19 protein-coding genes are annotated in these 25,639 nt (G+C 60.4%); 4 read left to right on the top strand and 15 right to left on the bottom strand.

Annotated features, from left to right (window positions below):
- Window positions 1-33 precede the first annotated feature (33 nt).
- Window positions 34-540, bottom strand: coding sequence for an ATP-dependent zinc protease family protein (locus tag ABIA48_RS17100; protein WP_429490151.1), 507 nt, complete (start codon window positions 538-540; stop codon window positions 34-36).
- A 269-nt stretch (window positions 541-809) separates the two neighbouring features.
- Between ABIA48_RS17100 and ABIA48_RS17095 the strand changes: the two genes are divergently transcribed.
- Window positions 810-1,697: an acyltransferase gene (locus ABIA48_RS17095; RefSeq protein WP_429490149.1), complete on the top strand. Its 888-nt coding sequence runs from the start codon at window positions 810-812 to the stop codon at window positions 1,695-1,697.
- Between the two features lies 1 nt (window position 1,698).
- Here ABIA48_RS17095 and ABIA48_RS17090 read toward each other — a convergent pair whose 3' ends face one another.
- The 10 genes from ABIA48_RS17090 to ABIA48_RS17045 all read right to left on the bottom strand — a co-directional run bounded on the left by ABIA48_RS17090 (window position 1,699) and on the right by ABIA48_RS17045 (window position 12,809).
- The gene (locus ABIA48_RS17090; protein WP_429490147.1) at window positions 1,699-2,253 is read right to left on the bottom strand and encodes a DUF2780 domain-containing protein; all 555 of its coding nucleotides are present in this window, start codon (window positions 2,251-2,253) and stop codon (window positions 1,699-1,701) included.
- A complete protein-coding gene (locus ABIA48_RS17085; RefSeq protein ID WP_429490145.1) occupies window positions 2,254-2,544 on the bottom strand; it encodes a hypothetical protein in 291 nt (96 codons plus the stop codon). It abuts the gene before it with no gap.
- 127 nt (window positions 2,545-2,671) lie between these two features.
- The gene (fdhA, locus tag ABIA48_RS17080; protein ID WP_007981376.1) at window positions 2,672-3,871 is read right to left on the bottom strand and encodes a formaldehyde dehydrogenase, glutathione-independent; all 1,200 of its coding nucleotides are present in this window, start codon (window positions 3,869-3,871) and stop codon (window positions 2,672-2,674) included.
- Between the two features lie 202 nt (window positions 3,872-4,073).
- A complete protein-coding gene (gene purU, locus ABIA48_RS17075) occupies window positions 4,074-4,931 on the bottom strand; it encodes a formyltetrahydrofolate deformylase (RefSeq protein ID WP_108231674.1) in 858 nt (285 codons plus the stop codon).
- 180 nt (window positions 4,932-5,111) lie between these two features.
- The gene (locus ABIA48_RS17070; RefSeq protein ID WP_429490143.1) at window positions 5,112-5,744 is read right to left on the bottom strand and encodes a sarcosine oxidase subunit gamma; all 633 of its coding nucleotides are present in this window, start codon (window positions 5,742-5,744) and stop codon (window positions 5,112-5,114) included.
- 165 nt (window positions 5,745-5,909) lie between these two features.
- Window positions 5,910-8,927: a sarcosine oxidase subunit alpha gene (locus ABIA48_RS17065; protein WP_429490142.1), complete on the bottom strand. Its 3,018-nt coding sequence runs from the start codon at window positions 8,925-8,927 to the stop codon at window positions 5,910-5,912.
- On the bottom strand, window positions 8,924-9,253 hold the full coding sequence (locus tag ABIA48_RS17060) for a sarcosine oxidase subunit delta (RefSeq protein WP_150719125.1): 330 nt from the start codon (window positions 9,251-9,253) through the stop codon (window positions 8,924-8,926). Before ABIA48_RS17060 ends, ABIA48_RS17065 begins: the two co-directional genes overlap by 4 nt.
- Window positions 9,254-9,267: 14 nt before the next feature.
- Complete coding sequence (locus tag ABIA48_RS17055) at window positions 9,268-10,518, bottom strand: sarcosine oxidase subunit beta (protein WP_007947735.1); 1,251 nt, start codon at window positions 10,516-10,518, stop codon at window positions 9,268-9,270.
- A gap of 23 nt (window positions 10,519-10,541) precedes the next feature.
- Window positions 10,542-11,795 carry a serine hydroxymethyltransferase gene (gene glyA / locus ABIA48_RS17050; protein WP_204930875.1) on the bottom strand — a complete coding sequence of 418 codons (1,254 nt, stop codon included), beginning with the start codon at window positions 11,793-11,795 and terminating at the stop codon, window positions 10,542-10,544.
- A 261-nt stretch (window positions 11,796-12,056) separates the two neighbouring features.
- Complete coding sequence (locus tag ABIA48_RS17045; RefSeq protein ID WP_429490139.1) at window positions 12,057-12,809, bottom strand: TraX family protein; 753 nt, start codon at window positions 12,807-12,809, stop codon at window positions 12,057-12,059.
- Window positions 12,810-12,941: 132 nt separating this feature from the next.
- Between ABIA48_RS17045 and ABIA48_RS17040 the strand changes: the two genes are divergently transcribed.
- Window positions 12,942-13,982, top strand: coding sequence for a low specificity L-threonine aldolase (locus ABIA48_RS17040; protein WP_310056332.1), 1,041 nt, complete (start codon window positions 12,942-12,944; stop codon window positions 13,980-13,982).
- A gap of 213 nt (window positions 13,983-14,195) precedes the next feature.
- The gene (locus ABIA48_RS17035; protein ID WP_277532499.1) at window positions 14,196-15,020 is read left to right on the top strand and encodes an SDR family oxidoreductase; all 825 of its coding nucleotides are present in this window, start codon (window positions 14,196-14,198) and stop codon (window positions 15,018-15,020) included.
- Window positions 15,021-15,138: 118 nt separating this feature from the next.
- Here ABIA48_RS17035 and gbcB read toward each other — a convergent pair whose 3' ends face one another.
- Window positions 15,139-16,239 carry a glycine-betaine demethylase subunit GbcB gene (gene gbcB, locus ABIA48_RS17030; RefSeq protein ID WP_429490137.1) on the bottom strand — a complete coding sequence of 367 codons (1,101 nt, stop codon included), beginning with the start codon at window positions 16,237-16,239 and terminating at the stop codon, window positions 15,139-15,141.
- A gap of 295 nt (window positions 16,240-16,534) precedes the next feature.
- Here gbcB and gbcA point away from each other — a divergent pair, with 295 nt between their 5' ends.
- The gene (gene gbcA, locus ABIA48_RS17025; protein ID WP_429490135.1) at window positions 16,535-17,830 is read left to right on the top strand and encodes a glycine-betaine demethylase subunit GbcA; all 1,296 of its coding nucleotides are present in this window, start codon (window positions 16,535-16,537) and stop codon (window positions 17,828-17,830) included.
- A 107-nt stretch (window positions 17,831-17,937) separates the two neighbouring features.
- Here gbcA and ABIA48_RS17020 read toward each other — a convergent pair whose 3' ends face one another.
- From ABIA48_RS17020 to ABIA48_RS17010, 3 genes are all read right to left on the bottom strand, one after another.
- Window positions 17,938-19,182 carry a metallophosphoesterase gene (locus ABIA48_RS17020; RefSeq protein WP_429490133.1) on the bottom strand — a complete coding sequence of 415 codons (1,245 nt, stop codon included), beginning with the start codon at window positions 19,180-19,182 and terminating at the stop codon, window positions 17,938-17,940.
- A gap of 27 nt (window positions 19,183-19,209) precedes the next feature.
- Window positions 19,210-21,078 carry a hypothetical protein gene (locus ABIA48_RS17015; protein ID WP_429490131.1) on the bottom strand — a complete coding sequence of 623 codons (1,869 nt, stop codon included), beginning with the start codon at window positions 21,076-21,078 and terminating at the stop codon, window positions 19,210-19,212.
- A 137-nt stretch (window positions 21,079-21,215) separates the two neighbouring features.
- Window positions 21,216-24,668: an alpha/beta fold hydrolase gene (locus ABIA48_RS17010; RefSeq protein ID WP_429490129.1), complete on the bottom strand. Its 3,453-nt coding sequence runs from the start codon at window positions 24,666-24,668 to the stop codon at window positions 21,216-21,218.
- Between the last annotated feature and the right edge of the window lie 971 nt (window positions 24,669-25,639).

Genomic DNA, 25,639 nt, shown 5'->3' with positions numbered 1-25,639 from the left:
GATCGCCGCGCAAAGCTGCTTGCGCTTAAATAATCAGCAATCCGGCTTGTCCGCCGTAAACCGCCGGGCCGGATTCACCGCCGCCCCGAACTCGCGCAACGCCTTGGCGCCGATCAGCAGCGGGTAGTTGAAGCTGCTGCGGTCGGTGAGGTTGACCTCCACGGTGCGCTTGACGCTGCCCAGGCACAGCTCCAGATCGACCACTGGACGCTTCGTCGGCGCGACGACTTCGCTGTCATCTTCCTCCTCTTCGGAGCGAGTCTTGATCTTGCTGATCCGCGCAACTTTGTGTTCGTAGACTTTGTTGCTCGCGTCCTTGGTCGCGAGGCGAAAACGCACCCAGTCTTCGCCGTCACGCTTGAAGGTTTCGATGTCCTTCGCCGACAGCGACGCGGTCAGTGCACCGGTGTCCATTTTCGCCTTGAGGACCTGCCCGCCGATTTCCGGCAGGGCGATGTATTCGTAACGCCCATAGAGGGTCGGCTCGGCGGCCATGACCGGCAGGGCGATGAGGGAGAGCACTGCAAGGAGGGATTTCACGTCTTGGACTTCCTGGGAAAATGGGGGCGGCGGATGCGAGGTTTTAGACAGTCGTTGAGCCATTCGTTCGCCCCTGAGGTCCCTTCGCAGGTTTCGCACTCGACACAAACACTGTGGGAGCGGGCTTGCTCGCGAAGAGGCCAGCCTATTCAACACAACTTCAGCGTCGAGCATAGCCATCCAAAAGTGAAACATTCGTCATCAGCCGATTTGGCCTGTCGCCCCAAGCTGCTTATCATGGCGCGCCCATCCGCTTCCACGAGTGACTTATGCGCCGCCTGCTCACCGGCTGTTTCGTGACCCTGCTGCTTGCGCTCAACACCCTGGTCCTGATCGGGCCGTTGATGGTGTTTGCCCTGCTCAAACTGGTCCTGCCTGGCCGTTTTCGCGATTACGCCTCATGGTCGGTGATGTGGATTGCCGAGACCTGGTCCGAGATCGACAAGCTGATCTTCCGTGTCTGTATCCCCACCCGATGGGACATTCGTGGCGGTGACGATCTGCGCCGCGACACCTCGTATCTGGTGATCAGCAACCATCAATCCTGGGTCGACATCCCGGCGCTGATCCAGACGCTGAACCGACGGACGCCGTTCTTCAAATTCTTCCTCAAGAAAGAACTGATCTGGGTGCCCTTCCTGGGCCTGGCGTGGTGGGCGCTGGATTACCCGTTCATGAAGCGCTACAGCAAGGCATTCCTGGCCAGGCACCCGGAACTCGCGGGCAAGGATCTTGAAATCACCAGACAAGCCTGCGAACTGTTCAAGCGCCAACCGGTGACGGTGGTCAATTACCTCGAAGGCACCCGTTTTACCGCGGCTAAACGTGCACAGCAGCAGTCACCGTTCAATCACTTGCTCAAGCCCAAGGCCGGCGGAGTGGCATTTGTGCTGGCGGCAATGGGCGAACAGCTGGACGCGATTCTCGATGTGACGGTGGTTTATCCGCAGCAGAAGATTCCGGGGTTCTGGGACCTGATCAGCGGCAATGTGCCAAGCGTCATCATCGACATCCGGACCCGCGAACTCGACCCGACGCTGTGGCAGGGCGATTACGAAAACGATCCGTTGTTTCGCGAGAAGGTCCAGAACTGGGTCAACCAGCTCTGGATCGAGAAGGATCAGCGCATCGACGCCTTGCGCGCCGGGCGCCGCTGAATCAACTACCGGTGCCGGCACCCCAGATCCCGCCCAGGCTTTGCAGCAGTGAACCGCCGACACCCTGCTGACCAAGGTATTGCAGGAGCACCGGGGTAAACAGGCCAATCATGCCGCTGTCCATGCCCAGGGCGCTGAAGGCGTTGTTCAGGTCGTTGGTGTCCTTGACGTTGCCCAGGGCATTATCCAGCCCTACAGCTTTGCCGCTGGAGCCGAGCAGACCGGCCAGCGCACCCAACTCACCGCCTCCCGAGAGCATGTCGATGCCCGGCACGCTTTTGGCCAATTCCGAATAGTCGGTCGAACTCAATTGGTTCTTCGCCAGACCCAGCATCGCCCCGGCGCCGCCGATGGCTTGCTGTGGGGTGATGTTCAATTCACTGAGGGTGCTCAGCAGGTCGGCTGTCTGCGGCGTCGGTGCGGCAGTCGCGGTCGCGTCACCGCCCTTCATGCCTGCAATGGCATTGGCCGCATCGCTCAGGTTGAACTGTGCAAAGGCCGGGCTGACCGCCAGGGTCAAGAGCGATGCCAGGGCAAAACCGCGTGAAATCTTCATTCAGACATCCTCTATGAACACCGCCCGGCAATGGGCGGCGCAAAACTGTGCGTTGGACTGATATGCCCCGACATTGTTCCCGCCATCCATCGTAGGAGCGAGCTTGCTCGCGATGAACTCCAGGGCACTGCGTTTATCCAGGCAGCCCCCCTCTTCGTTAACCTCCATCGCGAGCAAGCTCGCGCCTACAGGAAAAAATCCCCCCGCACTGCATCCAGCCTGCCACCGCGCACGTATATCAAGCACGCACAGACACTCCTGGCCGATTCTCATCACAAGGATCATCACCATGAAACGCACTTCGATCAAAACGCCATTGATTGCCAGCCTGCTGACCCTGACCCTTGGTGGAAGGTATGGTTTACGCCCCAAACAAAACGGCGACCCGAAGGTCGCCGTTTTTTTATTGCGTGAAGACTTACGCCGCGCTGAACATCTTGTGCGGATCGATCACAAACTTCTTCGGCACGCCGGCATCGAACTCGCCATAACCCTGTGGTGCCTGATCCAGGCTGATCACCTGAACGCCGACCACTTCGGCGATGTTGATACGGTCCCACATGATTGCCTGCATCAGCTGGCGGTTGTACTTCATCACCGGGGTTTGGCCGGTGTGGAAGCTGTGGGATTTGGCCCAGCCCAGACCGAAGCGGATGCTCAGGCTGCCCATTTTTGCGGCAGCGTCGACAGCGCCCGGGTCTTCGGTGACGTACAGGCCGGGGATACCGATCTTGCCGGCTACACGCACCACGCCCATCAGCGAGTTGAGTACGGTGGCCGGGGCTTCGTGTTTCACGCCGTCATGGCCATGGCCACGGGCTTCGAAGCCTACGGCGTCGATGGCGCAATCCACTTCCGGTTCGCCCAGCAGCGCAGCGATTTGCTCGTGCAGCGGCGTGTCGAGGGACAGGTCGGCGATTTCGAAACCCTGGGCCTTGGCGTGGGCCAGGCGGATGGTGTTGACGTCACCGACGATCACCACGGCAGCACCCAGCAGGCGAGCCGAAGCGGCAGCGGCCAGACCAACCGGGCCGGCGCCAGCGATGTACACAGTGCTGCCCGGGCCAACGCCGGCAGTCACTGCGCCGTGGTAACCGGTTGGCAGGATGTCGGAGAGGCAGGTCAGGTCGCGGATTTTTTCCATCGCCCGATCGCGATCCGGCAGTTTCAACAGGTTGAAGTCGGCGTACGGCACCATGGCGTATTCCGCCTGGCCACCGGTCCAGTCGCCCATGTCGACGTAACCGTAGGCACCGCCCGGACGCGCCGGGTTGACGCTCAGGCACACGCCGGTGTGCATTTCCTTGCAGGAACGGCAGCGCCCGCAAGCCACGTTGAACGGTACCGAGACCAGATCGCCGATTTGCAGGTTTTCGACGTCACTGCCCTTCTCGATCACTTCACCGGTGATCTCGTGACCCAGCACCAGGCCGGTTTGCGCCGTGGTACGACCACGCACCATGTGCTGGTCGGAACCACAGATGTTGGTGGACACCACACGCAGGATGACAGCGTGTTCAATCTTCCTGCCACGCGGGTCCTGCATTTTCGGATAGTCAATCTTCTGCACTTCGACCTTGCCAGCGCCGAGATACACCACACCACGATTGCCAGACATGCTTTCACCTCGCTGTTGTTTTTATGGAACCGCGTTGCCCAGGCAGGCAGCGCGTTAAGTACTCGGGTTATTGCCTGTGTGTCTTATGTTGTTTGTCAGGGCCCCATCGCGAGCAAGCTCGCTCCCACAGTGGATCGGGGGTGGACACAAGATCTGTGAACAACACAAAACCTGTGGGAGCGAGCTTGCTCGCGATGGCGATCTAGAGAACGACCGTTCTGTTCGCGTTCAAAAACACTCTTCTTTCGATGTGATATCCAACGGCCCGGGCCAGCGTCAGCCCTTCGATATCCCGCCCCTTGGCGATCAGGTCTTCCGGATAATGGCTGTGGTCCACCGCTTCCACACCCTGGGCAATGATCGGACCTTCATCCAGGTCGTTGTTGATGTAATGCGCAGTGGCACCGACCAGTTTCACGCCCTTGTTGTAGGCCTGGTGATAGGGCTTGGCGCCCTTGAACCCGGGCAGCAGGGAGTGGTGGATGTTGATCGCCTTGCCATCGAGCTTGCGGCACAACTCCGGCGACAGCACTTGCATGTAGCGCGCAAGAATCACCAGTTCCGCACCGGACTCTTCAATGACCTGCCATACCTGACGTTCCTGGGACGGCTTGTCGTTCGGATCCAGCGGGAAGTGGTAGTACGGAATCTGGTGCCAGTCGGCCAGTGGCTTGAGGTCCGGGTGGTTGGAGACCACGGCGGCGACGTCCATCGACAACTGGCCTATGCGTTGGCGATAGAGCAAGTCGTTGAGGCAGTGATCGGCCTTGGAGACCATGATCACCACTTTCGGCCGGTAGTTCGGCGCGGTCAGTTCGGAAATCATGCCGAAGGCTTCGCCACGCTCGGCCAGACCCGCGCGGAACGACTGTTCGTCGAAGCCATCAGGCTGGCGGAATTCCACACGAATGAAAAAACGACCCGAGAGCCGGTCATCGAAGGAATGGTGTTCAGTGACGTAGCAGCCCTGCTCGAACAGAAAGCGGGTCACCGCGTCCACGGTGCCGAGCACACTGGGGCAGTCGGCAGTCAGAATCCATGTGTCTGGGGCGCGGCTCATAATGCGTGACTCCTGTTCGAAAGTAGCAGCAACGCCGCTTTGTGTAGCAGCTGCCGAAGGCTGCGTTCGGCGGCGAAGCCGTCGTAAAACCTGAATCCCGGATCAGTCTGAAAGAACGCTGTCGCAAGTTCGACGACGACTTCGTCGCCGAACGCAGCCTACGGCAGCTGCTACAGGGATTCAGGCCTGGACGCTGAGGCCGTATTCGGCGGACGCATCCTGCAACCACAACCACCAGTAATCCGAGAAGCTGCGGCGAATCAGCAGTTCCCAGGTGTCTTCGGCGGTGTGACGGATCATCAGTTGCGACTTGGCGAACACCGTGCCGACAGCTTTACCCACCGGGAAGTTGTTCGGGTGAACGTCATAGCTGGTGGACTTCATCAGCACCTGGCGCACGTTCGGGCCGCTCAGTTCGAGGAGTTGCTGGCCGCCACTGACGTTGACGATTGCAATGTGCAAATCGCCCAGTGCTTTGCGCAGTTTTTGCTCGGCGGCGAACTCTTCACCGGTCGGCACGATCAGCAGCCACTCATCCGGCCCCATCCATTGCAAACTGGTCTCGCCTTTGACGATAACGCTCAGCGCGCCCGGCAATTCAATGCCCAGAGCCTTGTGCACGCCCGCGGCAAACGCGGCATCGTGGCCATCGCCACGAATGGTCAGGTGACCGAGGAGTTTCTTCTCACGCACGGTCACGCCGGCGTTCTTGCGGCCCTTGCCCACCAGGCTGGCGAGGTCGGCATGATGCAACGACGACTCGGCCTTGGCCCCGGAGGTTGGGCGTTGTTGGTAAACATTGGCTGCGGTCATAAAGCACCTGTTCTGAATTCTGTTGGTTCCGGCCCTTGTGGTGGCTGTTCCGCCGCCTTCGCGAGCAAGCCCGCTCCCACATTCGACCGCATTCCCCTGTGGGAGCGGGCTTGCTCGCGAATGGGCCGACTCAGTGTCATTGCCCACTCACAAGTCTTGAAGCCATCAAACGTTCTGGCGTTCACCCTTCGGATCGAAGAACACCGAAGAAACGATTTCCGCCTCGATCACGCTGCCATCGGCCAGCGGTGCGAACACTCGCTCGCCCATCCGCTGCAACCCGCCCTTGACCACGCCCATGGCAAACGAATAGCCCAGGGAGTTGTGCAGGTAACTGGAAGTCACGTGACCCACCATGGTCATCGGGATGGCTTGCTTGGTGTTGAACACCAGTTGCGCACCTTCCGGCAGCCATTTGGTCGGATCGATCGGTTTCAGGCCAACCAGTTGCTTGCGCTGATCACGCACACAGTCTTCGCGGTTCATGCCACGCCAGCCGATCCACGAGAACGGTTTGGTGCGACCGACACACCAGCCCATATTCAGGTCGTCCGGGGTCATCGAGCTGTCAGTGTCCTGACCGACGATGATGAAGCCCTTCTCGGCCCGCAGCACGTGCATGGTTTCAGTGCCGTACGGCGTCAGGTTGTACTTCTTGCCGGCGTCGACGATTTTTTCCAGTACGCCCATGGCGTAGTCGGCTTGCACGTTGACTTCGTAAGACAGCTCACCGGTAAACGAAATCCGGAACACCCGCGCCGGTACACCGCCGACCAGACCTTCTTTCCAGGTCATGAACGGGAAGGCTTCGCTGCTCAAGTCGATGTCGGTGACTTCGCTGAGCAGCTTGCGGCTGTTTGGCCCGGACAGGGTCATGGTTGCCCAGTGGTCGGTGACGGAGGTGAAGTACACCTTCATGTCCGGCCATTCGGTCTGGTGGTACAGCTCCAGCCACTGCAGCACGCGTGCCGCGCCGCCGGTGGTGGTGGTCATCACGAAATGGTTGTCGGCCAGGCAAGCCGTCACGCCGTCGTCGAACACCATGCCGTCTTCTTTGCACATCAGGCCGTAACGCGCCTTGCCCACGTCGAGCTTGGTCCAGGCGTTGGTGTAGACGCGGTTGAGGAACTCGCGCGCATCCGGGCCCTGGATATCGATCTTGCCCAGGGTCGAAGCATCGAGCAGGCCGACGCTGTCGCGCACGGCTTTGCATTCGCGCTTCACCGCGGCATGCAGGTCTTCACCGGATTTCGGGAAGTACCAAGGACGTTTCCACTGGCCGACATCTTCGAACTCGGCGCCGTTTTTCAGGTGCCATTGATGCAGCGCGGTGTAACGCACCGGCTCGAAGATGTGCCCACAGTGACGACCGGCCACGGCGCCGAAAGTCACCGGCGTGTAGTTCGGGCGGAACATGGTGGTGCCCATCTGCGGGATGGTCACGTTCAGCGAGCGGGCGGCGATGGCCAGGCCGTTGACGTTGCCGAGCTTGCCCTGATCGGTGCCGAAGCCCAGCGCGGTGTAGCGCTTGACGTGCTCGACCGATTCGAAGCCTTCGCGAGTCGCCAGTTCGATGGCGGCAGCGGTGACGTCGTTTTGCAGGTCGACGAATTGCTTCGGCGCCCGTGCGGTGTTCTTTTCGTGCGGTACCTGGAACAGCGCCAGGGTCGGCTCTTCGAGACGGCTCAGGGCTTTCGGCAGCACGCCTTCGACCGATTGGAAGCCGGCTTCGGCGGCGGCGCGCACACCACCTTCAAAACCATCGGCCAGGGAATCGCCAAGACCATAGACGCCGTTGATGCCACCGACGCACACGCGTTTCTGCGGTGCTTCGCCCGGTACGAAACCGAGGATGTCTTCGCGCCAGATCGGCTTGCCACCCAGGTGCGAAGCCAGGTGAACCACCGGGCTGTAGCCACCGGAGCTGGCCACCACGTCGCATTCAAGCCATTCGCCTGGGCTGGTCACGGTGTGGGCTTTGACATCAATGGCGGCCACACGGGCAGCGGTCACGCGCTTGCTGCCACGGGCCTCGATTACGGCGCTGCCGGTGAGGATGCGGATGCCTTTGGCGCGGGCCTCTTCCACCAGCGCACCACGCGGGTTGCTGCGGGCGTCGGCGATGGCCACCACTTGCAGGCTGGCATCGAGCCAATCCAGGGCAACGCGGTAGGCGTGGTCGTTGTTGGTGCTCAAGACCAGCTTCTTGCCCGGTGCCACGCCGTAACGACGCACGTAGGTCGAGATGGCGCCGGCGAGCATGTTGCCCGGTACATCGTTGTTGCCGTAGACCAGTGGACGCTCGTGAGCGCCGGTCGCCAGCACCACACGCTTGGCACGAACCCGGTGGATGCGCTGACGCACCTGGCCAATCGGGGCGCGGTCGCCGAGGTGATCGGTCAGGCGCTCGTGAATGGTCAGGAAGTTGTGGTCGTGATAGCCATTGACGGTGGCGCGCGGCAACAGCAGCACGTCAGGGGTGTTCTTCAATTCGTCGATGACGCTGGCCACCCACTCCATCGCCGGTTTGCCGTCGAGGCTTTCGCGGGAATCGAGCAGGCTGCCGCCGAACTCTTCCTGTTCATCGGCGAGGATCACACGGGCGCCGCTGCGTGCAGCCGCCAATGCAGCGGCCAGGCCGGCAGGGCCAGCGCCAACGATCAGCACGTCGCAGTGCTGGTTCATGTAGTCGTAGGTGTCCGGATCGTTCTCGGTCGGCGAGCGGCCAAGGCCGGCAGCCTTGCGGATGTACTTCTCGTAAGTCATCCAGAACGATTGCGGGTACATGAAGGTTTTGTAGTAGAAACCCGGTGGCATCAGCTTGCCGCCGACCTTGCCGAGAATCCCCATCATGTCGTTGTTCACGCTCGGCCAGCCGTTGGTGCTGGTGGCGACCAAACCTTGATACAGCGCCTGTTGCGTGGCGCGCACGTTCGGGATCTGCGTGGCTTCGGTGGCGCCGATCTGCAGCACCGCGTTCGGCTCTTCGGCACCGGCGGCGAAGATGCCGCGCGGACGGGAATACTTGAAGCTGCGACCGATGATGTCAACGCCGTTGGCCAGCAGTGCAGCGGCCAGGGAATCGCCTTCGAAGCCTTTGTAGTTCTGGCCGTTGAAGGTGAAGGTCAAGACTTTGTTGCGGTTGATCCGTCCGCCGTTGGACAGGCGATTGATCTGGCTCATACCTTCTCTCCCAGAGCCGTGTTGGCCGCTTTCGGGCTATCGGTCTTGTCGGTAAATTGTGGCTTGGTGCCGATCTTGTAGGTTTCGAGAATCTCGTAGGTCACGGTGTCGCGGGTGACGTTGAAGTACTGGCGGCAACCGGCGACGTGATCCCACAGCTCGTGGTGCAGACCGCGCGGGTTGTCGCGGAAGAACATGTAGTCGCCCCACTCCTCGTCGGTGCAGCTGTTCGGATCCAGTGGGCGCGGGATGTGCGCCTGGCCGGATGCATGGAATTCCTCTTCGGAGCGCAGTTCGCCGCAGTGAGGACAGAAGATATGCAACATGGGGATTTCTCCTGTTAGTGGGCGACCGCAGCAGCGCCGTGTTCATCGATCAACGCACCGTTGTGGAAACGGTCGATGGAGAAAGGTGCGGCCAACGGGTGCATTTCACCCTTGGCCAGGCTTGCGGCAAACACGTTGCCCGAGCCAGGTGTAGCCTTGAAGCCACCGGTGCCCCAACCGCAGTTGAAGAACATGTTCGGTACCGGGGTTTTCGAAATGATCGGGCAGGCATCCGGCGTGGTGTCGACGATGCCGCCCCACTGACGGTTCATGCGTACTCGCGACAGCACCGGGAACATCTCGACGATGGCCTGGATGGTGTGCTCGATCACCGGGTACGAACCACGCTGGCCGTAGCCGTTGTAGCCGTCGATACCGGCGCCGATCACCAGGTCGCCCTTGTCGGACTGGCTGATGTAGCCGTGCACGGCGTTGGACATGATCACGCTGTCGATAATCGGCTTGATCGGCTCGGACACCAGCGCTTGCAGCGGGTGGGATTCGATCGGCAGGCGGAAACCGGCGAGCTTGGCCATGTGCCCGGAGTTACCGGCAGTGACCACGCCGACGCGCTTGGCGCCGATGAAGCCCTTGTTGGTTTCAACGCCGATGCACACGCCGTTTTCCTTGCGGAAACCGATCACTTCGGTCTGCTGGATCAGGTCCACGCCGAGGGCATCGGCGGCCCGGGCAAAGCCCCAGGCCACGGCATCGTGACGGGCCACGCCGCCGCGACGCTGGACGGTCGCGCCCATCACCGGGTAGCGAGTGTTCTTGGAGCAGTCGAGGTACGGAATCTCGTCGGCCACTTGCTTGGCATCGAGCAGTTCACCATCCACGCCGTTGAGGCGGTTGGCGCTGACCCGACGCTCGGAATCACGGATGTCCTGCAGGGTGTGACACAGGTTGTAGACGCCGCGCTGGGAGAACATCACGTTGTAGTTGAGGTCCTGGGACAGGCCTTCCCACAGCTTCATCGCGTGTTCGTACAGGTGCGCCGACTCGTCCCACAGGTAGTTGGAACGCACGATGGTGGTGTTGCGCGCGGTGTTACCGCCGCCCAGCCAGCCTTTCTCGACCACGGCCACGTTGGTGATGCCGTGTTCCTTGGCCAGGTAGTAGGCCGTGGCGAGACCATGCCCGCCACCGCCGACGATGACCACGTCGTAGACCTTTTTAGGGGTCGGCGTGCGCCACATTTTCTGCCAGTTTTCATGATGGCTGAGAGAGTGTTTGAAGAGGCCGAAGCCCGAGTAGCGTTGCATAGTCATTTACTCCAAAACCGCACTCAGCGATAAACCGGGAAGTCCGCGCACAGGGCTGCCACTTGCTGCGCGACATTGGCCTCGACATCGGCATCGCCGAGGTTGTCGAGGATGTCGCAGATCCAGCCGGCCAGCGTGACGCACTGGGTCACCTTGAAGCCGCGAGTGGTCACCGCCGGGGTGCCGATGCGCAGGCCGGAGGTGACGAACGGCGACTGTGGATCGTTCGGGACAGCGTTCTTGTTCACAGTGATGTGGGCGCGACCGAGTGCTGCATCCGCGTCCTTGCCGGTCAGGCCCTGACGGATCAGGCTGACCAGGAACAGGTGGTTGTCGGTACCGCCGGACACTACATCGTAGCCGCGTTTGATAAATACGCCGGCCATGGCCTGGGCGTTATCAATCACTTGTTGCTGATAAGCCTTGAAGCCTGGCTCCAGCGCTTCCTTGAAGCACACCGCCTTACCGGCGATCACGTGCATCAGCGGGCCGCCCTGGGCACCCGGGAAAACTGCCGCGTTGAGCTTCTTCTCGATTTCTTCGTTGGACTTGGCCAGGATCAGGCCGCCACGCGGACCGCGCAGGGTCTTGTGGGTGGTGGTGGTGACCACATCGGCGTAAGGCAGCGGGTTCGGGTACAGGCCGGCAGCGACCAGACCGGCGACGTGGGCCATGTCGACGAACAGCAGCGCACCGACCTTGTCGGCGATCTGGCGGAAGCGCGGGAAGTCGAGGGTCTTGGAGTAGGCCGAGAAACCGGCAACGATCATCTTCGGCTTGCACTCGACAGCCAGGCGCTCGACTTCGTCGTAGTCGATCAGGCCGGTCTTGGTGTCGATACCGTACTGCACGGCGTTGTACAGCTTGCCCGAGGACGACACTTTGGCGCCGTGGGTCAGGTGACCACCGTGGGCCAGGCTCATGCCGAGGATGGTGTCGCCGGCTTGCAGCAGGGCCAGGTACACGGCGCTGTTGGCCGAGGAGCCGGAGTGCGGCTGCACGTTGGCGTAATCGGCGCCGAACAGTTGCTTGGCGCGCTCGATGGCCAGGGCTTCAACCTTGTCGACGTGTTCGCAACCGCCGTAGTAGCGCTTGCCCGGATAACCTTCGGCGTATTTGTTGGTCAGGCCGCTGCCTTGCGCTTCCATGACACGCTTGCTGGTGTAGTTCTCCGACGCGATCAGCTCGATGTGATCTTCCTGACGTTGCTCTTCGGCATTCATAGCCGCCAGCAGTGCATCGTCGTAACCCTGGATCTGGTCTTGCTTGCTGAACATCGCGTCTCTCCCAGCGGCGGCGGTGCGCCATTCGTCTCGGTGAGGCACTGGCTTTTCGGCAGTGCCCTTTGATAGCGATGGTATGACCGGCGTCGAGTGGTCAAATGCCTATGGACGCCACGCAAAGGTGCGTTTACGACATGGCGGGAAATGGATCAACGCAACCCCCTGTGGGAGCGGGCTTGCTCGCGAAGAACGATGACGCGGTCTGTCTGAGACACCGAGGCGCCTGCTTCGCGAGCAAGCCCGCTCCCACAGGGGTTAGGCGAGAGCCTGACGTAGCGCTAGCAAAACGAGGAAATGCACGGGATACAGCCCATACGCCCAACGCCGCATCGGTGGTGCTTTTACGCCTTTTACATGTCGCAACAAGAACAGCCCGAGCCATGGCGCAATCAGACAAGTGGCAACTGCCGCCATCGCCACCTGATTGCCCAACCGAACGGAGTAATACAGCACCTGCCATTGATTGGCCGCAAGACAGACCAACCCCGGCAACAGCGCGAAATACCAGGGACGGCGGATCACCAGCAGTATCGCCAGCGGCAACAGGACGCCAAAGAAACCGAACATCAATCGCTGGGAGAACAACGCCGCCAGCAGCAACGCGCCCGCCGCCAGCAGTCGTGATGCAAGCACCGGCTGCTGCCAGCCACGAACCACCAGCAGACCCAGGGCAAGGGTGGGCAGCACGTTCAAGGTGTCGGGATCAGGAATGTACATCCGGTAGGGAATTTCACTCACCGCGCTAAACAGCAACAACCAACCCAGATAGCGCCACTGGCCGCCGGTCGTCGGAGCCCGCACGCGCGCCAGGTTGGCCGCCATCGCCAGGCAGAACCACGCAAACGCCAGGCGCCCCGGCACATACAACAGATCGGCGGAATAACCGACATATCGCAGGTGATCGAGCACCATGCTCAAAAGCGCCAGCCACTTGAGCAGATCCAGTGCACCGTCGCGCTGCTTTAAGTGCATGGCCTTGTGCATGATCTCCTGCGTTGTCACGTGCATAATTGCCCTTCGACACTGTATTTTCCAAACAGCGACATCCTGTGCGCTCCACCTGACGATCTTGGGTACAGTGCGCACCCTCATTGACCACGGGACGCTTCACCATAGGCATCTCGACCACGGAAGCAGGCCATGACCGACAAGAGCCAACAATTCGCCAGCGACAACTATTCCGGCATCTGCCCTGAAGCCTGGGCCGCCATGGAACAGGCCAACCACGGCCACCAGCGCGCATACGGCGACGACGAGTGGACCGCACGCGCCTCCGACGATTTCCGCAAACTGTTTGAAACCGACTGCGAAGTGTTTTTCGCCTTCAACGGCACCGCCGCCAACTCGCTGGCGCTGTCGTCGCTGTGCCAGAGTTACCACAGCGTGATCTGCTCGGAAACCGCCCACGTCGAAACCGACGAATGCGGCGCCCCGGAATTCTTCTCCAACGGTTCCAAACTGCTGATCGCGCGCACTGAAAACGGCAAGTTGACCCCGGAATCGATCCGCGAGGTCGCGCTCAAGCGCCAGGACATCCATTACCCGAAACCCCGCGTCGTCACCCTGACCCAGGCCACCGAAGTCGGCAGCGTCTACACCCCGGACGAAATCCGCGCCATCAGCGCCACCTGCAAGGAACTGGGCCTGAACCTGCACATGGACGGTGCACGGTTCTCCAACGCCTGTGCGTTCCTCGGCTGTTCCCCGGCTGACCTGACCTGGAAGGCCGGCGTCGACGTGTTGTGCTTCGGCGGCACCAAGAACGGCATGGCGGTGGGCGAAGCGATCCTGTTTTTCAACCACAAACTGGCCGAAGACTTCGATTACCGCTGCAAACAGGCCGGGCAGCTGGCGTCGAAAATGCGCTTCCTGTCGGCGCCGTGGGTCGGAATCCTGGAAAACGACGCCTGGCTCAAATACGCCCGCCACGCCAACCACTGCGCGCAATTGCTGGCCGAACTGGTCAGCGACATTCCGGGGGTGGAGCTGATGTTCCCGGTGCAAGCCAACGGCGTGTTCCTGCAACTGTCGGAACCGGCCATCGCCGCGCTGACCGCCAGGGGCTGGCGTTTCTATACCTTCATCGGCAACGGCGGCGCACGCTTCATGTGCTCGTGGGATACCGAGGAAGAGCGTGTGCGGGAATTGGCGAAAGACATTCGTGAAGTGATGTCCCACTAAAACTCTGGTTTACACCGATCCCCTGTGGGAGCGGGCTTGCTCGCGAAAGCGGTAGTACATTCAGCATCTGCGGTAACTGACCCACCGTATTCGCGAGCAAGCCCGCTCCCACAGAAGCCAATCCAGTCGCCCCTCATCGTTCGCACCTGAAGACTTCGTCTACATTGTTTGTCGAGCCGACCCGCTCACATAACAACAATCAGGAGCGTCAGCATGTCATTGCAAGGCAAAACCCTGTTCATCACCGGCGCCAGCCGTGGCATCGGCCGCGAGATTGCGCTGCGGGCCGCACGCGATGGGGCCAACATAGTGATCGCCGCCAAAAGTGCCGACCCCCACCCCAAGCTGCCGGGCACGATTTTCAGCGTGGCCCGGGAAGTGGAAGCCGCAGGCGGCAAGGCGCTGGCCTTGCAGGTGGATGTGCGTGAAGAGGATGCCGTACGTGAAGCGCTGGCCCGGGCCAACGAACATTTCGGCAGTATCGATGCGCTGATCAACAACGCCGGGGCGATCAAGCTGACCGGAGTCCAGCACCTCGAACTCAAGCGTTTTGACTTGATGCACCAGATCAACACCCGTGCCGTATTGCTGTGCAGCCAGGCTGCGCTGCCCTATCTGAAGAAGTCCGGCGGCCATATCCTCAATCTTTCCCCGCCGCTGAACCTGGCCACCAAATGGTTTGCCCAATACAGCCCGTACACCGTCACCAAGTACGGCATGAGCATGCTGACCCTGGGCATGAGCGAGGAATTCAAGAACTACGGCATCAGCGTCAACTCGCTGTGGCCACAGACCATGATTGCCACTGCAGCCATCGAGTTTCAGTTGGGGTCGCGCGAGTCATTCAAGCATGCGCGCACGCCTGCGATCATGGCCGATGCGGCGCATGTGATTCTGAGCAGCGCAAACCGCAGCTTGACCGGACGGTTGTTGATCGATGAGGAAATACTGCGAGAAAGCGGTGTGACTGAGTTCGAGCACTATCGGTTTGCGCCGGACAGCGATGCAGCACTGATGCCCGACTTGTTTGTAGATTGAAACAGCGACCATTGTGGGAGCGGGCTTGCTCGCGAAAGCGTCGGATCAGTCAACATTGATGTTGAATGACACACCGCCTTCGCGAGCAAGCCCGCTCCCACAGGTTCTACGATGTGAATCAGTACTCGATGCGCACGTCGCCCTTCGGCACGCTGCAGCACGACAGGATGAACCCTTCGGCTTCGTCTTCCTCGGTGATCCCGCCGTTGTGTTCCATTTCCACCTCGCCGCCCAGCTTCATCACCTTGCAGGTGCCGCAGATGCCCATGCCGCAGGCTTTCGGAATCATCAGGCCAACCTTGGCCGCCGCCGCATGCACGGTTTCGCCCGGGGCCACGCGGATGCTCTTGCCGGAGGCGGTGAACTGCACCTCGTGCAAATCCGCCGCATCGATTTCCGGTGCCTCGGCAGCCTGTTCGGCATTTTCCACGGCATCGGCGATCGCCTCTGGCGGCGTGGCGCCAAAGGATTCCTCGTGGTAGTGCTTCATGTTGAAGCCGGCGTTTTCCAGTAGGCGCTTGACCGCGTTCATATACGGCGTCGGGCCGCAGCAGAACACTTCGCGCTCAAGGAAGTCCGGAACCATCAGTTCGAGCATCTTGTGGTTCAGATAACCACGGTAACCGGCCCATGGCTCACCGAAACCGTGTTTCTCGCAAATCAGGTGCAGGTTGAAGTTTTCGATCCGCGCCGCCATATGTTCCAGCTCGCGGTGATAAATGATGTCCTTGGGCGAGCGGGCGCTATGGATGAACGCCATGTCAACGTTGCCGTTGGTGTCGAAGAACCAGCGTGCCATGGACATGCACGGTGTGATCCCCACGCCGCCGCTGAGGTACAGCACTTTCGGGTTTGGGAAATCAATGGCGTTGAACAGCCCCACCGGGCCGTGCACCGCCAGCTCGTAGCCTTCATGCAGGGTGTCGTGCAACCAGTTCGAGACCTTGCCGCCCGGAACCCGCTTGATCGTCACCGAAAAGCTGTAAGGCACCGAAGGCGAGCTGGAAATAGTGTACGAACGCATGATCGGCTGGCCTTCAATCTCCAGCTCCAGGGTGACAAACTGCCCCGGTTTGAAGAAGAACATGATCGGCTGATCGGCCATGAAGCAAAAGGTGCGCACATCCCAGGTTTCCTGGATGACTTTGACGCAACGGACGATGTGTCGACCATTGGCCCAGGTCTGGGTGGTTACCGGGTTCAGGAAGTTATTGGACATGCTGATCTCCACGGCCGACTGTCGGCCTTCATGTTGGCGATTCTGCGTATAGCGCGAACCACCCATTTACCTATCTGCGACATTGACATGCTTATCGCGACCAGCCCACAACTGCCGGGGCTTGCGCGTCGGGAACAGATTGCACCATGTCGCCCATGGATAAGGTTCTGGCCGGCGCCGGCCCCACACTCGCCCCATACCAAGACATAACCTTTACACCTTGCGTAGCAACCCTGAACAGCACACCTGATTAGCCACTTTCGCCGGCCACGCAGATGGCCTTGAGGATTAAACGATGGACGTCACTACTACCCTGAGCCTGGGCGATCCGCTGGAACCCGCACGCAAGGCCACCGCACAAATGCTGCAAGAGCGTGAGCGCACGTTCTCGCTGCCGCAGCCGTTTTACTCCGACGACCGCCTGTTTGATATCGACATGCAGGAAATCTTTCAGAAAGAGTGGCTGATCGCCGGCATGACCTGCGAGATCCCCACCAAGGGCAACTACCTGACCCTGCAGATCGGCAAGAACCCGATCATCGTCATCCGTGGTGCCGAAGGCGTGGTGCACGCGTTCCATAACGTCTGCCGCCACCGTGGCTCGCGCCTGTGCACCAGCGACAAGGGCAAGGTCGCCAAGCTGGTTTGCCACTACCACCAGTGGACCTACGAACTCGACGGTCGCCTGCTGTTCGCCGGCACCGAAATGGGTGCCGACTTCGACATGAATCAGTACGGCCTCAAACCGGTGAACGTGAAGACCGCCGGCGGCTACATCTTCATCAGCCTGGCAGAGAACCCGCCGGCCATCGATGACTTCCTGTCGACGCTCAACCATTACATGGAACCGTACGACATGGAAAACACCAAGGTGGCGGTGCAAACCACCTTGATGGAAAAGGCCAACTGGAAGCTTGTGCTGGAAAACAACCGCGAGTGCTACCACTGCAACGCGTCGCACCCGGAACTGCTGAAAACCCTGCTGGAATGGGACGACGTCACCGACCCGCGCGCCGACCAGGCGTTCAAGGATCACGTTGCCGCGTCCGCCGCAGCCTGGGAAGCCGAGAAGATCCCTTACGCCCACGCCAGCTTCGGCCTGCGTAACCGCATCGTGCGCATGCCGCTGCTCAAGGGCACCGTATCGATGACCATGGATGGCAAACAGGGCTGCGCCAAGCTGATGGGCCGCATCAAGAACCCGGACCTGGGCTCGATGCGCATCCTGCACCTGCCGCACTCCTGGAACCACTGCATGGGCGACCACATCATTGTGTTCACCGTGTGGCCGATCAGCGCCCAGGAAACCATGGTCACCACCAAGTGGATCGTGCACAAGGACGCGGTCGAAGGCGTGGACTACGACGTGGAGCGCATGCGCCAGGTCTGGGACGCCACCAACGACCAGGACCGTCGCCTGGCCGAAGAGAACCAGCGCGGCATCAACTCCACCGCCTACCAGCCTGGCCCGTACTCCAAGACCTATGAGTTTGGCGTGGTCAACTTCGTGGACTGGTACAGCGAGCGTCTGCTGAGCAATCTTGGGGCCGAGCCTGCGCCGTACCTCAAAGGGGTTCCGGTCAGCGGCTGATCAAGAGCAAAAGCTTCGCGAGCAAGCCCGCTCCCACAGTGATTTGTGTCGCTCACAAAACCTGTGGGAGCGGGCTTGCTCGCGAAAGCGGTCTCCCATTCACTCAATCAACTTGAAGACCACCGCACCGACCCATCCTCGCCAATAAACGTCTCTTCGATGTTCTCCCCCACCAGCCGCACCTTCACATAACCATTCAGCACCCGTAACGGGTACTCCTTATCCCGCGCATTTTGGGTTTCCGACCACAACACCCGCGAATGCCCATCCAGTTCACTGGCATTGCCGTAGGGAATCGCCCCATGCCCGGCGCAACGTGCGTGCAACCCGCCCTGGGCGGCGTAGCAGATGCCATTATGCAAATGTCCCCAATACCAGTAGTCCGGCTCGCGCCCCAGGGCGTCGCACACCGGTTGATACAGCGCGGTCTTGTTGTGCCCCGAGATGTCAAAGCCCTGATGATGACTGAGCACCATCAGTTTCTTGCGCTTGGGCAGGCTTTTCATCCAGTCGATCTGCGGTTGGTTCAGGGTGCCATCCATGTACAGGTTCATGGCGTCCGAGGCATACGCCGAGTCGAGGCCGATCACCAGCCAGTCGTCGTTGTACAGTGCGAAGTAACTGGTGCCCTGCTGCACCGGAAAACGCTTGGCCAGTTCCTTGAAATAGCCGTGGGCGCCGCTGTACATCTCGTGGTTGGAATTGAGCGTGAACGAACCCTGCGTGCCCATCGGCCAACCGGCCATGTCCGCGTCTTCCTGGGAACGGGTGCCGGCGTAATACACATCCCCCAGGTGAATGGTGAAATTGGCCCGGGCCAGTTGCATCTGATTGGCCACCGCCACCGCCGGGGCATGGCTGTCGAATGGCCCGGTGCCCCAGTCGCCGGCGATCGCCAGGGTCACGTCGCGTTCCATTTTCACCAGTGCCGGGTCGGTGGCGAACGGCGCGTGATGGCGCAGGTTTTCGATCCACTTCAACAGCGCCTCGCTCCATAAAAGATCGAGCAGTTCCCATTTGCGGCAACCGAGCAGACTGCCGTCCTTCAGCACCCGGGTTTGCAACTCATCCACCGATTGCGGCAACGGGCTGGCGTTACCGATGCGCAGGATCGACAAACCGTGGGCCAACTCCCACGGCACGCTCGGCTGATCGTCCGGCAACTCGCCGTGCTTGAGCACGTACTGCGCCTGATCATGACCCCGCTGCAGCAGCGCGATGATCGCCTGGAACTCCTCAGGTTCGAGCTCGCTGATGAGCTTCATCCAGGCTATTTCCACCCGTGCGAACAAACCGTGCAGGCGCAGCTTGACCTTGTCGTATTCATGTTCCCAATGAGCAGCTAATGACATGTTGGCACTCCTCCATCCGTAGTGGTTTCACAGGGTTTTCATGAACTCAATGAGCGCCCGCTTATCGAGTTCCGACAGTTGCGTGCCGTACAGATGGCCACCGTTGTGGTTGCCCTCCAGACGAGTGTCGTATTTGAAGTCCGCCGAGGCTTTCACTTGCTCGCCACTGGTGACGAAACCAACCTTGTCCTGGTCGTAAATGTCGGAGCCGGTGAAGAACACCTGCGGCCGTAGTTGCGGTGGTTGCAGCAAATCCCACAGTGTCGGCACCGAACCGTTGTGCAAGTACGGTGCGCGTAACCAGATGCCGTCAGTGGGCGTGTTGCTGTAGCTCTGGGTCTTGCGGTAGGCGCCAAAATCGAACGGCGATTTCTTGAAGCCGTGGAACGCCGTCACCAGACCAGTGGTGAACGAATTCAACCGATGGGGATCGGTACCCAGTTCATCAATGTTGGTGGTGACCTGACCGGTGTCGGTGCGGCCGAAATCATGGCAACCGGCGCAGTTGTTTTCCCAGACCGGCTTGCCCCGGGCGACCTTGGCCTGATCCAGCGCGAACGGCCAGGCCGGTGCCTTGTGGCCCAGCAGCCAGTTGGTCACCCGGTTGAAACTGGCCGGCAGCACCGACTCCGGCGTCGCGCCCACGGCCATGGCCGCCGCATAGTTGCGCTCGTGGATGTCGTTGTTATTGCCGTCCCAGTGCAGGTACAGCGACTCCCGGGGTTTCTGGTTCCAGACTTGTGGCAAGTCGACGGTGCCGATGGTCGAGTCATCCGGGAAGCCGAATACCACCATTTTCGTCGGGTTGAAGGTGTCGGTGCGACCCGGCCCTTGCGGTGCGCGCAATTGTTGCCAGGCATAGGCCTGTTTCTGCTTGATCAGCGCGCTCGTGGCCATCGGGATGATCAGGTAGCGGTTGTACAACCGCTCGAAAAATCCGAGCTGGAACTTGCTGTTGATCGCCGCCATCACCGCATCGGTGGTGAATTTCGGGTCGCTGGCGCAATCGTAGGCGAACCACTGGAAGGCTTGCAGTTGCAGGGTGTTGGCCGGCGCACTGGCCACCGCAGTGGCGACGTCGCTGGCATTGGCGCGGTAGGAGCCGGTGTGGCACAGCGCGCAGTTGGGCTCCACGGTCGGGTAGCCGATTTGTCGTTTGGCCATGCCGATCGGCAGATCCTTGCCGTTTTCGTAGAGGAAACCGAACACTTCGTAGCCGCCGGGCTTCGGCAATTTTTCCGGGCACATTTGCGGCAGCACGGCGAACAGGTAATACGGGATCCGCGCCTCAATACCGAGGCCAATGGCGGCGTACTTGTAGTGGTCTTCGTCGGAGGCAAATTGCTCGGCCGGCACCACCCGCAGCATCTGATACCAGGTCTGGTAACCGATGAACCCCAGCGCCAGCACCACGATCAGCGTGGCGACCTTGAAGCTGTGCTGCTGCCAGCGTCGCGCCCAGGCTGCACACCACTCGCGCCAGCCGTCGCGAAGCAACGCCCAGGGTCGATTGGCCGGAGCGCTGCCCAGGTACAGCAGAATCCCGAGGATCAGAAACATGCTCAGATCGCCCAGCAGCATCGGCACGAATACCTGGGCCTGGTTGCTGGTGTTGATCAGGTAGATCCAGAACGCCACGGCGACCAATCGCGACAACACGCACAGCCACGAATGCACAACATAGCGCGGTGCGTTGAAGCCTGATGGCATGTAGAACAGGCTGATCCCCACCAGCAGCATGCCGGCATTTTCCAGCCACGGGTCGGAGAGTTGCGGCGGCATACCGAGCATCGAGGTCAGCAATGCCGGCGCAAACAGCGCCGGGATTGCGAACACCATGTTCATTAAAATGCCTAGCCAGATGAAGCGTTGAAACCAGCGGATGCAGGTGTCCATATCATCCTTTTCCTTGTGCAAGACTCACATCGTGCGGTGCCTGGTACTCAGCTTTGGCGAGCACGCCGCTCCCACACAGGAGTGCAGTCACCTTGTGGGAGCGGGCTTGCCCGCGAAGCAGTCGACTCGGTCTCGAGTCAGCCGAGAGCTGTTTTCTCCAGGTGTTCAAGGATGATCGGGTACACATCCACCACCGCGTTCTTGCCGAACATGCAGTCGATGTGGCCGTAACCCGGCACCACATGCCGGCTGTAGCGCTCCGGTCCGTGGACCTTGCATACCCGCTCGTAGGTCTTGAGCGTGCTTTCCGGCAGGTAGCATTGGTTGTCGGCGCCGCTGATGAAGCAAATCGGCATGCTCAAGCGCTCGAAGTGCGGCATGTACACGTCATGCCCCTTGAAGTCCACCAGATGCCCCTTGCGCACAATCAGCGCCAGATGCTCGAAGGTGTGCATGTTCGACTCACCAAACAGCTCGTGCAGGTTGTCGTGCAGGGTTTCATTGAGGGTGTCGTGGCGGTACAGCGAGGCGTACATGAAGGTGATGCGGTGGCACACCGGGTTGGTGCAGTAACCCTGGGCTTCGATCCGCGCATAGCCGTTGAGGGCTTTGTCGTAGAGTTTGTTGAACCAGTTCTCCTTGCTGTCGGCGTAGGCAGTGAGCGATTTGATGCCGAGCGCGTCGAGCATCCCCGGCAAGTGCAGCCCGGCCTTCAACCCTGTCGCCGTGGCGACCACGGTGTCGGCGGCAATCTGCGAGCAGACCACCGAACGCACGCCCTGCAACCCGGCCAGCAGCGACATGAAGAACGTCGTCGCGCCGTAGCAATGCACCACGCACTGCACATCGTCAGCCTTGGTTTCCTGCTGGATCCGAGCGATGGCCGCCTTGAAATCGTATTGGGCAATCTGGTCGCCGTTCCATTCCCGCTTGCTCGCCGGTAGCAGAATGCTCACCCGCAAATCCAGCAACCAGACGTCGTAGTCATGCTTGCACAGGTATTCCAGCAGGTTGGTCTGGATGGTGTCGGTGGAGAAAATGTTCGAACCCACCCCCAAGCCATGCACCAGCATCACCGGGCCTTTTGTGCCGCCCTGATAGCGGGTCAGCCTTAGCTCGACGCCATCCTCGGTGGAAAAGAAATGCACGCTCGGTGACGGCGCATCCAGCGGCCGTTTTTGCCGTGGCGGTGCATCGGGGTTGAAGTAGATGTCACCGGCGAACACCCCACCGTAGCTTTCCCAGAGGATGCCGGCGAAGAACTTGCCGAAGCGCGCCAGACCGTCGATGCGCTCGCGCTCGTTGCGGGCGTTGAGCACCTTCATGGTGGTCATCTGTTTGGCGAAATCGGTCGGGTGGATGTGCATCACCCCGCAGCCGATCACCTCGCCACTCTTGTCCGGCCCGCGATACAGAGTGATGTAGAGGGTGCTGGTGTCGTGCCAGATGTTCAGCACGCCATTGTCTTCCGGCACGGTTTTGAAGGCACTGAAGAAATAATCGCTGCCGTCCTCGGCGGTCAGCTTCATGTCGTAGTTCATGTGGCGCACGCCGACCTGTTGCTGATACTGCTCGAACAGGTTGAACACACCATTGCTGGCGGTCAGCGGCTGAGGCGACAACGCCGCAGCGTTAACCGTGCCGACCAGGGTTGCGGCATGCTCCGGCTCCTTGATCATACGATTGAGGTCGGCGGCAGTGATGGTCAGGGTGAAGTCGATCGGTGAATTGTCCGCTTCGCCACGCTTGGCCGCGGCTTCATAGACTTTCAGGTCGGTGCTTTGCGCAGCGGTGAAGGCCCGGGAGAAATAGCCCTTCATGGTTTCGGTGAACTGCACGCCGAGAGTCTGCGGCACCGATGGTTTACGCGGCGCCGACGGCAGTGTGTAGTCGATGTGCCAGCCGCGGTCAGCCGCCAGCAGTCCCATATTGCGCTCGCTCACCGCCGAGATGGTCAGCAGTGGGTTGACCGCCAGCGACGTCGGGATCACCGCACCGTCGGCCACATACAACGAGGCGTACACATCGCTGCCGCTGGCACCACTGAACACCTGCCCCTTGTGGTTGACCACGCCTTGCGCCGCGTCCTCGCCCATCACGCAACCGCCCAACGGGTGTACCGAGACGATGCTGTGCTTGAGCAACTTGGTCCAGATCGGATTTTCCACCCAGATCCCGCCCAGCGCCCTGGTGCTCTGGTGCAACCGTTCGTTGCCGAGTTTGACGTTTTCCTGCTCGCCGACACCCGGCCAGTCGATACGCAGTTGGTCCTTGCTGTCGAGCAGCATGCGTCCGTTGCCGCTGTCGTGACTCATGATCAGGTAGGTCTGCATGTTGTGCAGCGCGCCGTAGTACGGGCCACGCAGGAAGCTCTCGACTTCGCGTTCCTTGTACTTCACCTTGGCGCTGAACGTGTCATCGCTCGGCACGCCAAGCAACTCGGCGAACCCGGCCATGCTCGGCACCATCGGCCGGCCGAGGGCGCCGGGGATCGAACCTTCTTCGATTACCATGCGGCTGCGCCAATCGCCTTCGGTACGCATGTCGATGATCGAAGTAATGCACGGACCGACCGGGTGCAGTTCCTTGGCCGGATGCGCGCCGAAACCGATACCGTTGATGCTCTGTTCGCAGTTGTGGCCGAAGCCGAGGATGTCGCCGTTGCCGCTCATGTTCTCGCCAAGCTGGCCGGACATTGCCAGGCCTTTGTCGCGAGAGCGCAGGAGGATTTCGGTGGAGCCGAGAGTGCCGGCAGAGACCACGACGATGTCGGCTTTGACGAACAGGGTCGGCGCGGAAAACTTTTCGCGACCGCTGTCCAGGTACTGGAAGTGCACGATCCAGCCATCGCCGTCGCGCTCCAGATACCGCACCTCGGCCTGACAGAAAATCTCCGCGCCATGGTTCCAGGCGTCCGGCAGGTAATTCATCAGTGTGGTGTTCTTGGCCTTGTTGTTACAGCCCGAAACGCAGTCGCCGCAATGATTGCACGGCAGCTGCTCAACGCCGACGTGGTTGGTGTTGTTTGGCAGTTTGTCGAAGGTCACGTTGATCGGCGGCTTGTAGAAATGTGCGCCCTGCTTGAGGTAATCCGCGGATTTTTTGTTGGCGTCGAGTTTTGGCAGGTTCGGCGCAGTGTTCGGATAGGGATTGGGCTTGAGCATTTCCCGGGCGCGGGCGTAACCGTCCCTGAGCAGGGTGTCACGGTGTTCGCGTACTTCCAGCGGCCAGCGCGGGTCGTCAAACACCCCGGGCTCCGGTTCCAGGGAGACGTTAGCGTTGATCAACGACGTTCCACCGAGGCCGCAGCCCACCACCACGTTCTGTTGGGCATTGACGTGCAAGTCGAACAGCCCGGTGCGTGAACCGATGTGGCCGTCCGGATCGTGCACCTGCAGCTCTTCAGTGGCGGCGAGCATGGTGTTGGGGTACTCGCCAGGGCGGATTTCCCGACCTCGCTCCAGCAGGCACACCCGTTTACCGGCCCGGGACAGGCGCGACGCGGCAATGCCGCCGCCATAACCGGAACCGATGACGATCACGTCGTAGTGTTCCTTGATCTCGCTGATGGGCGTTGCAATCCGTGTCATGAGTAGGTTCCTCTCAGGCAAATCGGGCAACTCTGAGGTTGCCTGCAATCAATGGGCGAACGGGCACCTGGCCTTCGGGCGCACCCGGCGGCAGCACAACGGTTTGGGCAGGATTCAGGCGCTATAGGCGAGCGCGCTGGTTGGCGGAACGACGCAGCGTGCGTTTGCGCGGCAACGGCGTCGCCAGCAAAGCGCGGAACGTACAGGGAATAGGGGACGAGCGATGGGGGTTGCTATCCATCATGTGTTCTCCCTGAACCTGATGTGGATAAGTGACGGCTGTCCTTGTGCCATTGGAGTGAAGACAGGCGACAGATTGAAGTCAAGGTATTGACCTAGAACTGTACGAAATCTGAGCTATCGCGTTGCGCACTATAGCCGGCGGGGCTTGCGGGGTTTGGCGAACAAGTTATCCACATAGCCACCCACAGCAAATGGGGACAACTATGCAAGTGCTGGAAACTTTCTCCACAGAAACTGAAGAAAATCCGTGACTTATTCAAAACCAGAGTTCTCCGCAGGCATAGAACATTTTTTAACCAATACCATGAACGCCACGTTCTACATGGCCTGCGGCGGATGACAAACACCTTATCCACAGAAGCGCCAACAGACTTTGGGGGCAACTTCGCGGGTTCTGTGGAAAACCGCTGATAACCACGGACTTTCTGAGTTTGCGGACGGTATAACCGTGAAAACCGGTCAGTTGATCAACTTTTAACCAAACACCTGAAGAGCACGTTTTATAAGGCCCGTAGCGGTAAGCGAACATCTTATCCACAGAAGCGCCAACAGAGATTGGGGGCAAGTCCTTACTCTCGCATGCACCCATTCAGTGGAAAAGTCGTTCAAAAACCGCAGGTTAAGCTGAGTGTTTTTTGATCTAAGGGCTGTAGCCCCCGAATTGCATGGGCTGTAGCGAGGGGCGAACATGTTATCCACAGAAGCGCTAACAGGGATTGTGGGTAAAC

It is taken from the genome of Pseudomonas sp. S30_BP2TU TE3576 (assembly GCF_050436025.1).
In the GTDB taxonomy this organism is placed as follows: Bacteria; Pseudomonadota; Gammaproteobacteria; order Pseudomonadales; family Pseudomonadaceae; genus Aquipseudomonas.
Note: the sequence above shows the minus strand (reverse complement) of the source record. Positions and strands in the feature narration are given on the sequence as shown.

Bases quoted from the DNA above. Each gene is read 5' to 3' on its own strand.
- ABIA48_RS17095 (WP_429490149.1), top strand. From the start codon at position 810: ATGCGCCGCCTGCTCACCGGCTGTTTCGTGACCCTGCTGCTTGCGCTC.
- ABIA48_RS17090 (WP_429490147.1), bottom strand. From the start codon at position 2,253: ATGAAGATTTCACGCGGTTTTGCCCTGGCATCGCTCTTGACCCTGGCG.
- ABIA48_RS17085 (WP_429490145.1), bottom strand. From the start codon at position 2,544: ATGGTGATGATCCTTGTGATGAGAATCGGCCAGGAGTGTCTGTGCGTG.
- fdhA (WP_007981376.1), bottom strand. From the start codon at position 3,871: ATGTCTGGCAATCGTGGTGTGGTGTATCTCGGCGCTGGCAAGGTCGAA.
- purU (WP_108231674.1), bottom strand. From the start codon at position 4,931: ATGAGCCGCGCCCCAGACACATGGATTCTGACTGCCGACTGCCCCAGT.
- ABIA48_RS17070 (WP_429490143.1), bottom strand. From the start codon at position 5,744: ATGACCGCAGCCAATGTTTACCAACAACGCCCAACCTCCGGGGCCAAG.
- ABIA48_RS17065 (WP_429490142.1), bottom strand. From the start codon at position 8,927: ATGAGCCAGATCAATCGCCTGTCCAACGGCGGACGGATCAACCGCAAC.
- ABIA48_RS17060 (WP_150719125.1), bottom strand. From the start codon at position 9,253: ATGTTGCATATCTTCTGTCCTCACTGCGGCGAACTGCGCTCCGAAGAG.
- ABIA48_RS17055 (WP_007947735.1), bottom strand. From the start codon at position 10,518: ATGCAACGCTACTCGGGCTTCGGCCTCTTCAAACACTCTCTCAGCCAT.
- glyA (WP_204930875.1), bottom strand. From the start codon at position 11,795: ATGTTCAGCAAGCAAGACCAGATCCAGGGTTACGACGATGCACTGCTG.
- ABIA48_RS17045 (WP_429490139.1), bottom strand. From the start codon at position 12,809: ATGCACGTGACAACGCAGGAGATCATGCACAAGGCCATGCACTTAAAG.
- ABIA48_RS17040 (WP_310056332.1), top strand. From the start codon at position 12,942: ATGACCGACAAGAGCCAACAATTCGCCAGCGACAACTATTCCGGCATC.
- ABIA48_RS17035 (WP_277532499.1), top strand. From the start codon at position 14,196: ATGTCATTGCAAGGCAAAACCCTGTTCATCACCGGCGCCAGCCGTGGC.
- gbcB (WP_429490137.1), bottom strand. From the start codon at position 16,239: ATGTCCAATAACTTCCTGAACCCGGTAACCACCCAGACCTGGGCCAAT.
- gbcA (WP_429490135.1), top strand. From the start codon at position 16,535: ATGGACGTCACTACTACCCTGAGCCTGGGCGATCCGCTGGAACCCGCA.
- ABIA48_RS17020 (WP_429490133.1), bottom strand. From the start codon at position 19,182: ATGTCATTAGCTGCTCATTGGGAACATGAATACGACAAGGTCAAGCTG.
- ABIA48_RS17015 (WP_429490131.1), bottom strand. From the start codon at position 21,078: ATGGACACCTGCATCCGCTGGTTTCAACGCTTCATCTGGCTAGGCATT.
- ABIA48_RS17010 (WP_429490129.1), bottom strand. From the start codon at position 24,668: ATGACACGGATTGCAACGCCCATCAGCGAGATCAAGGAACACTACGAC.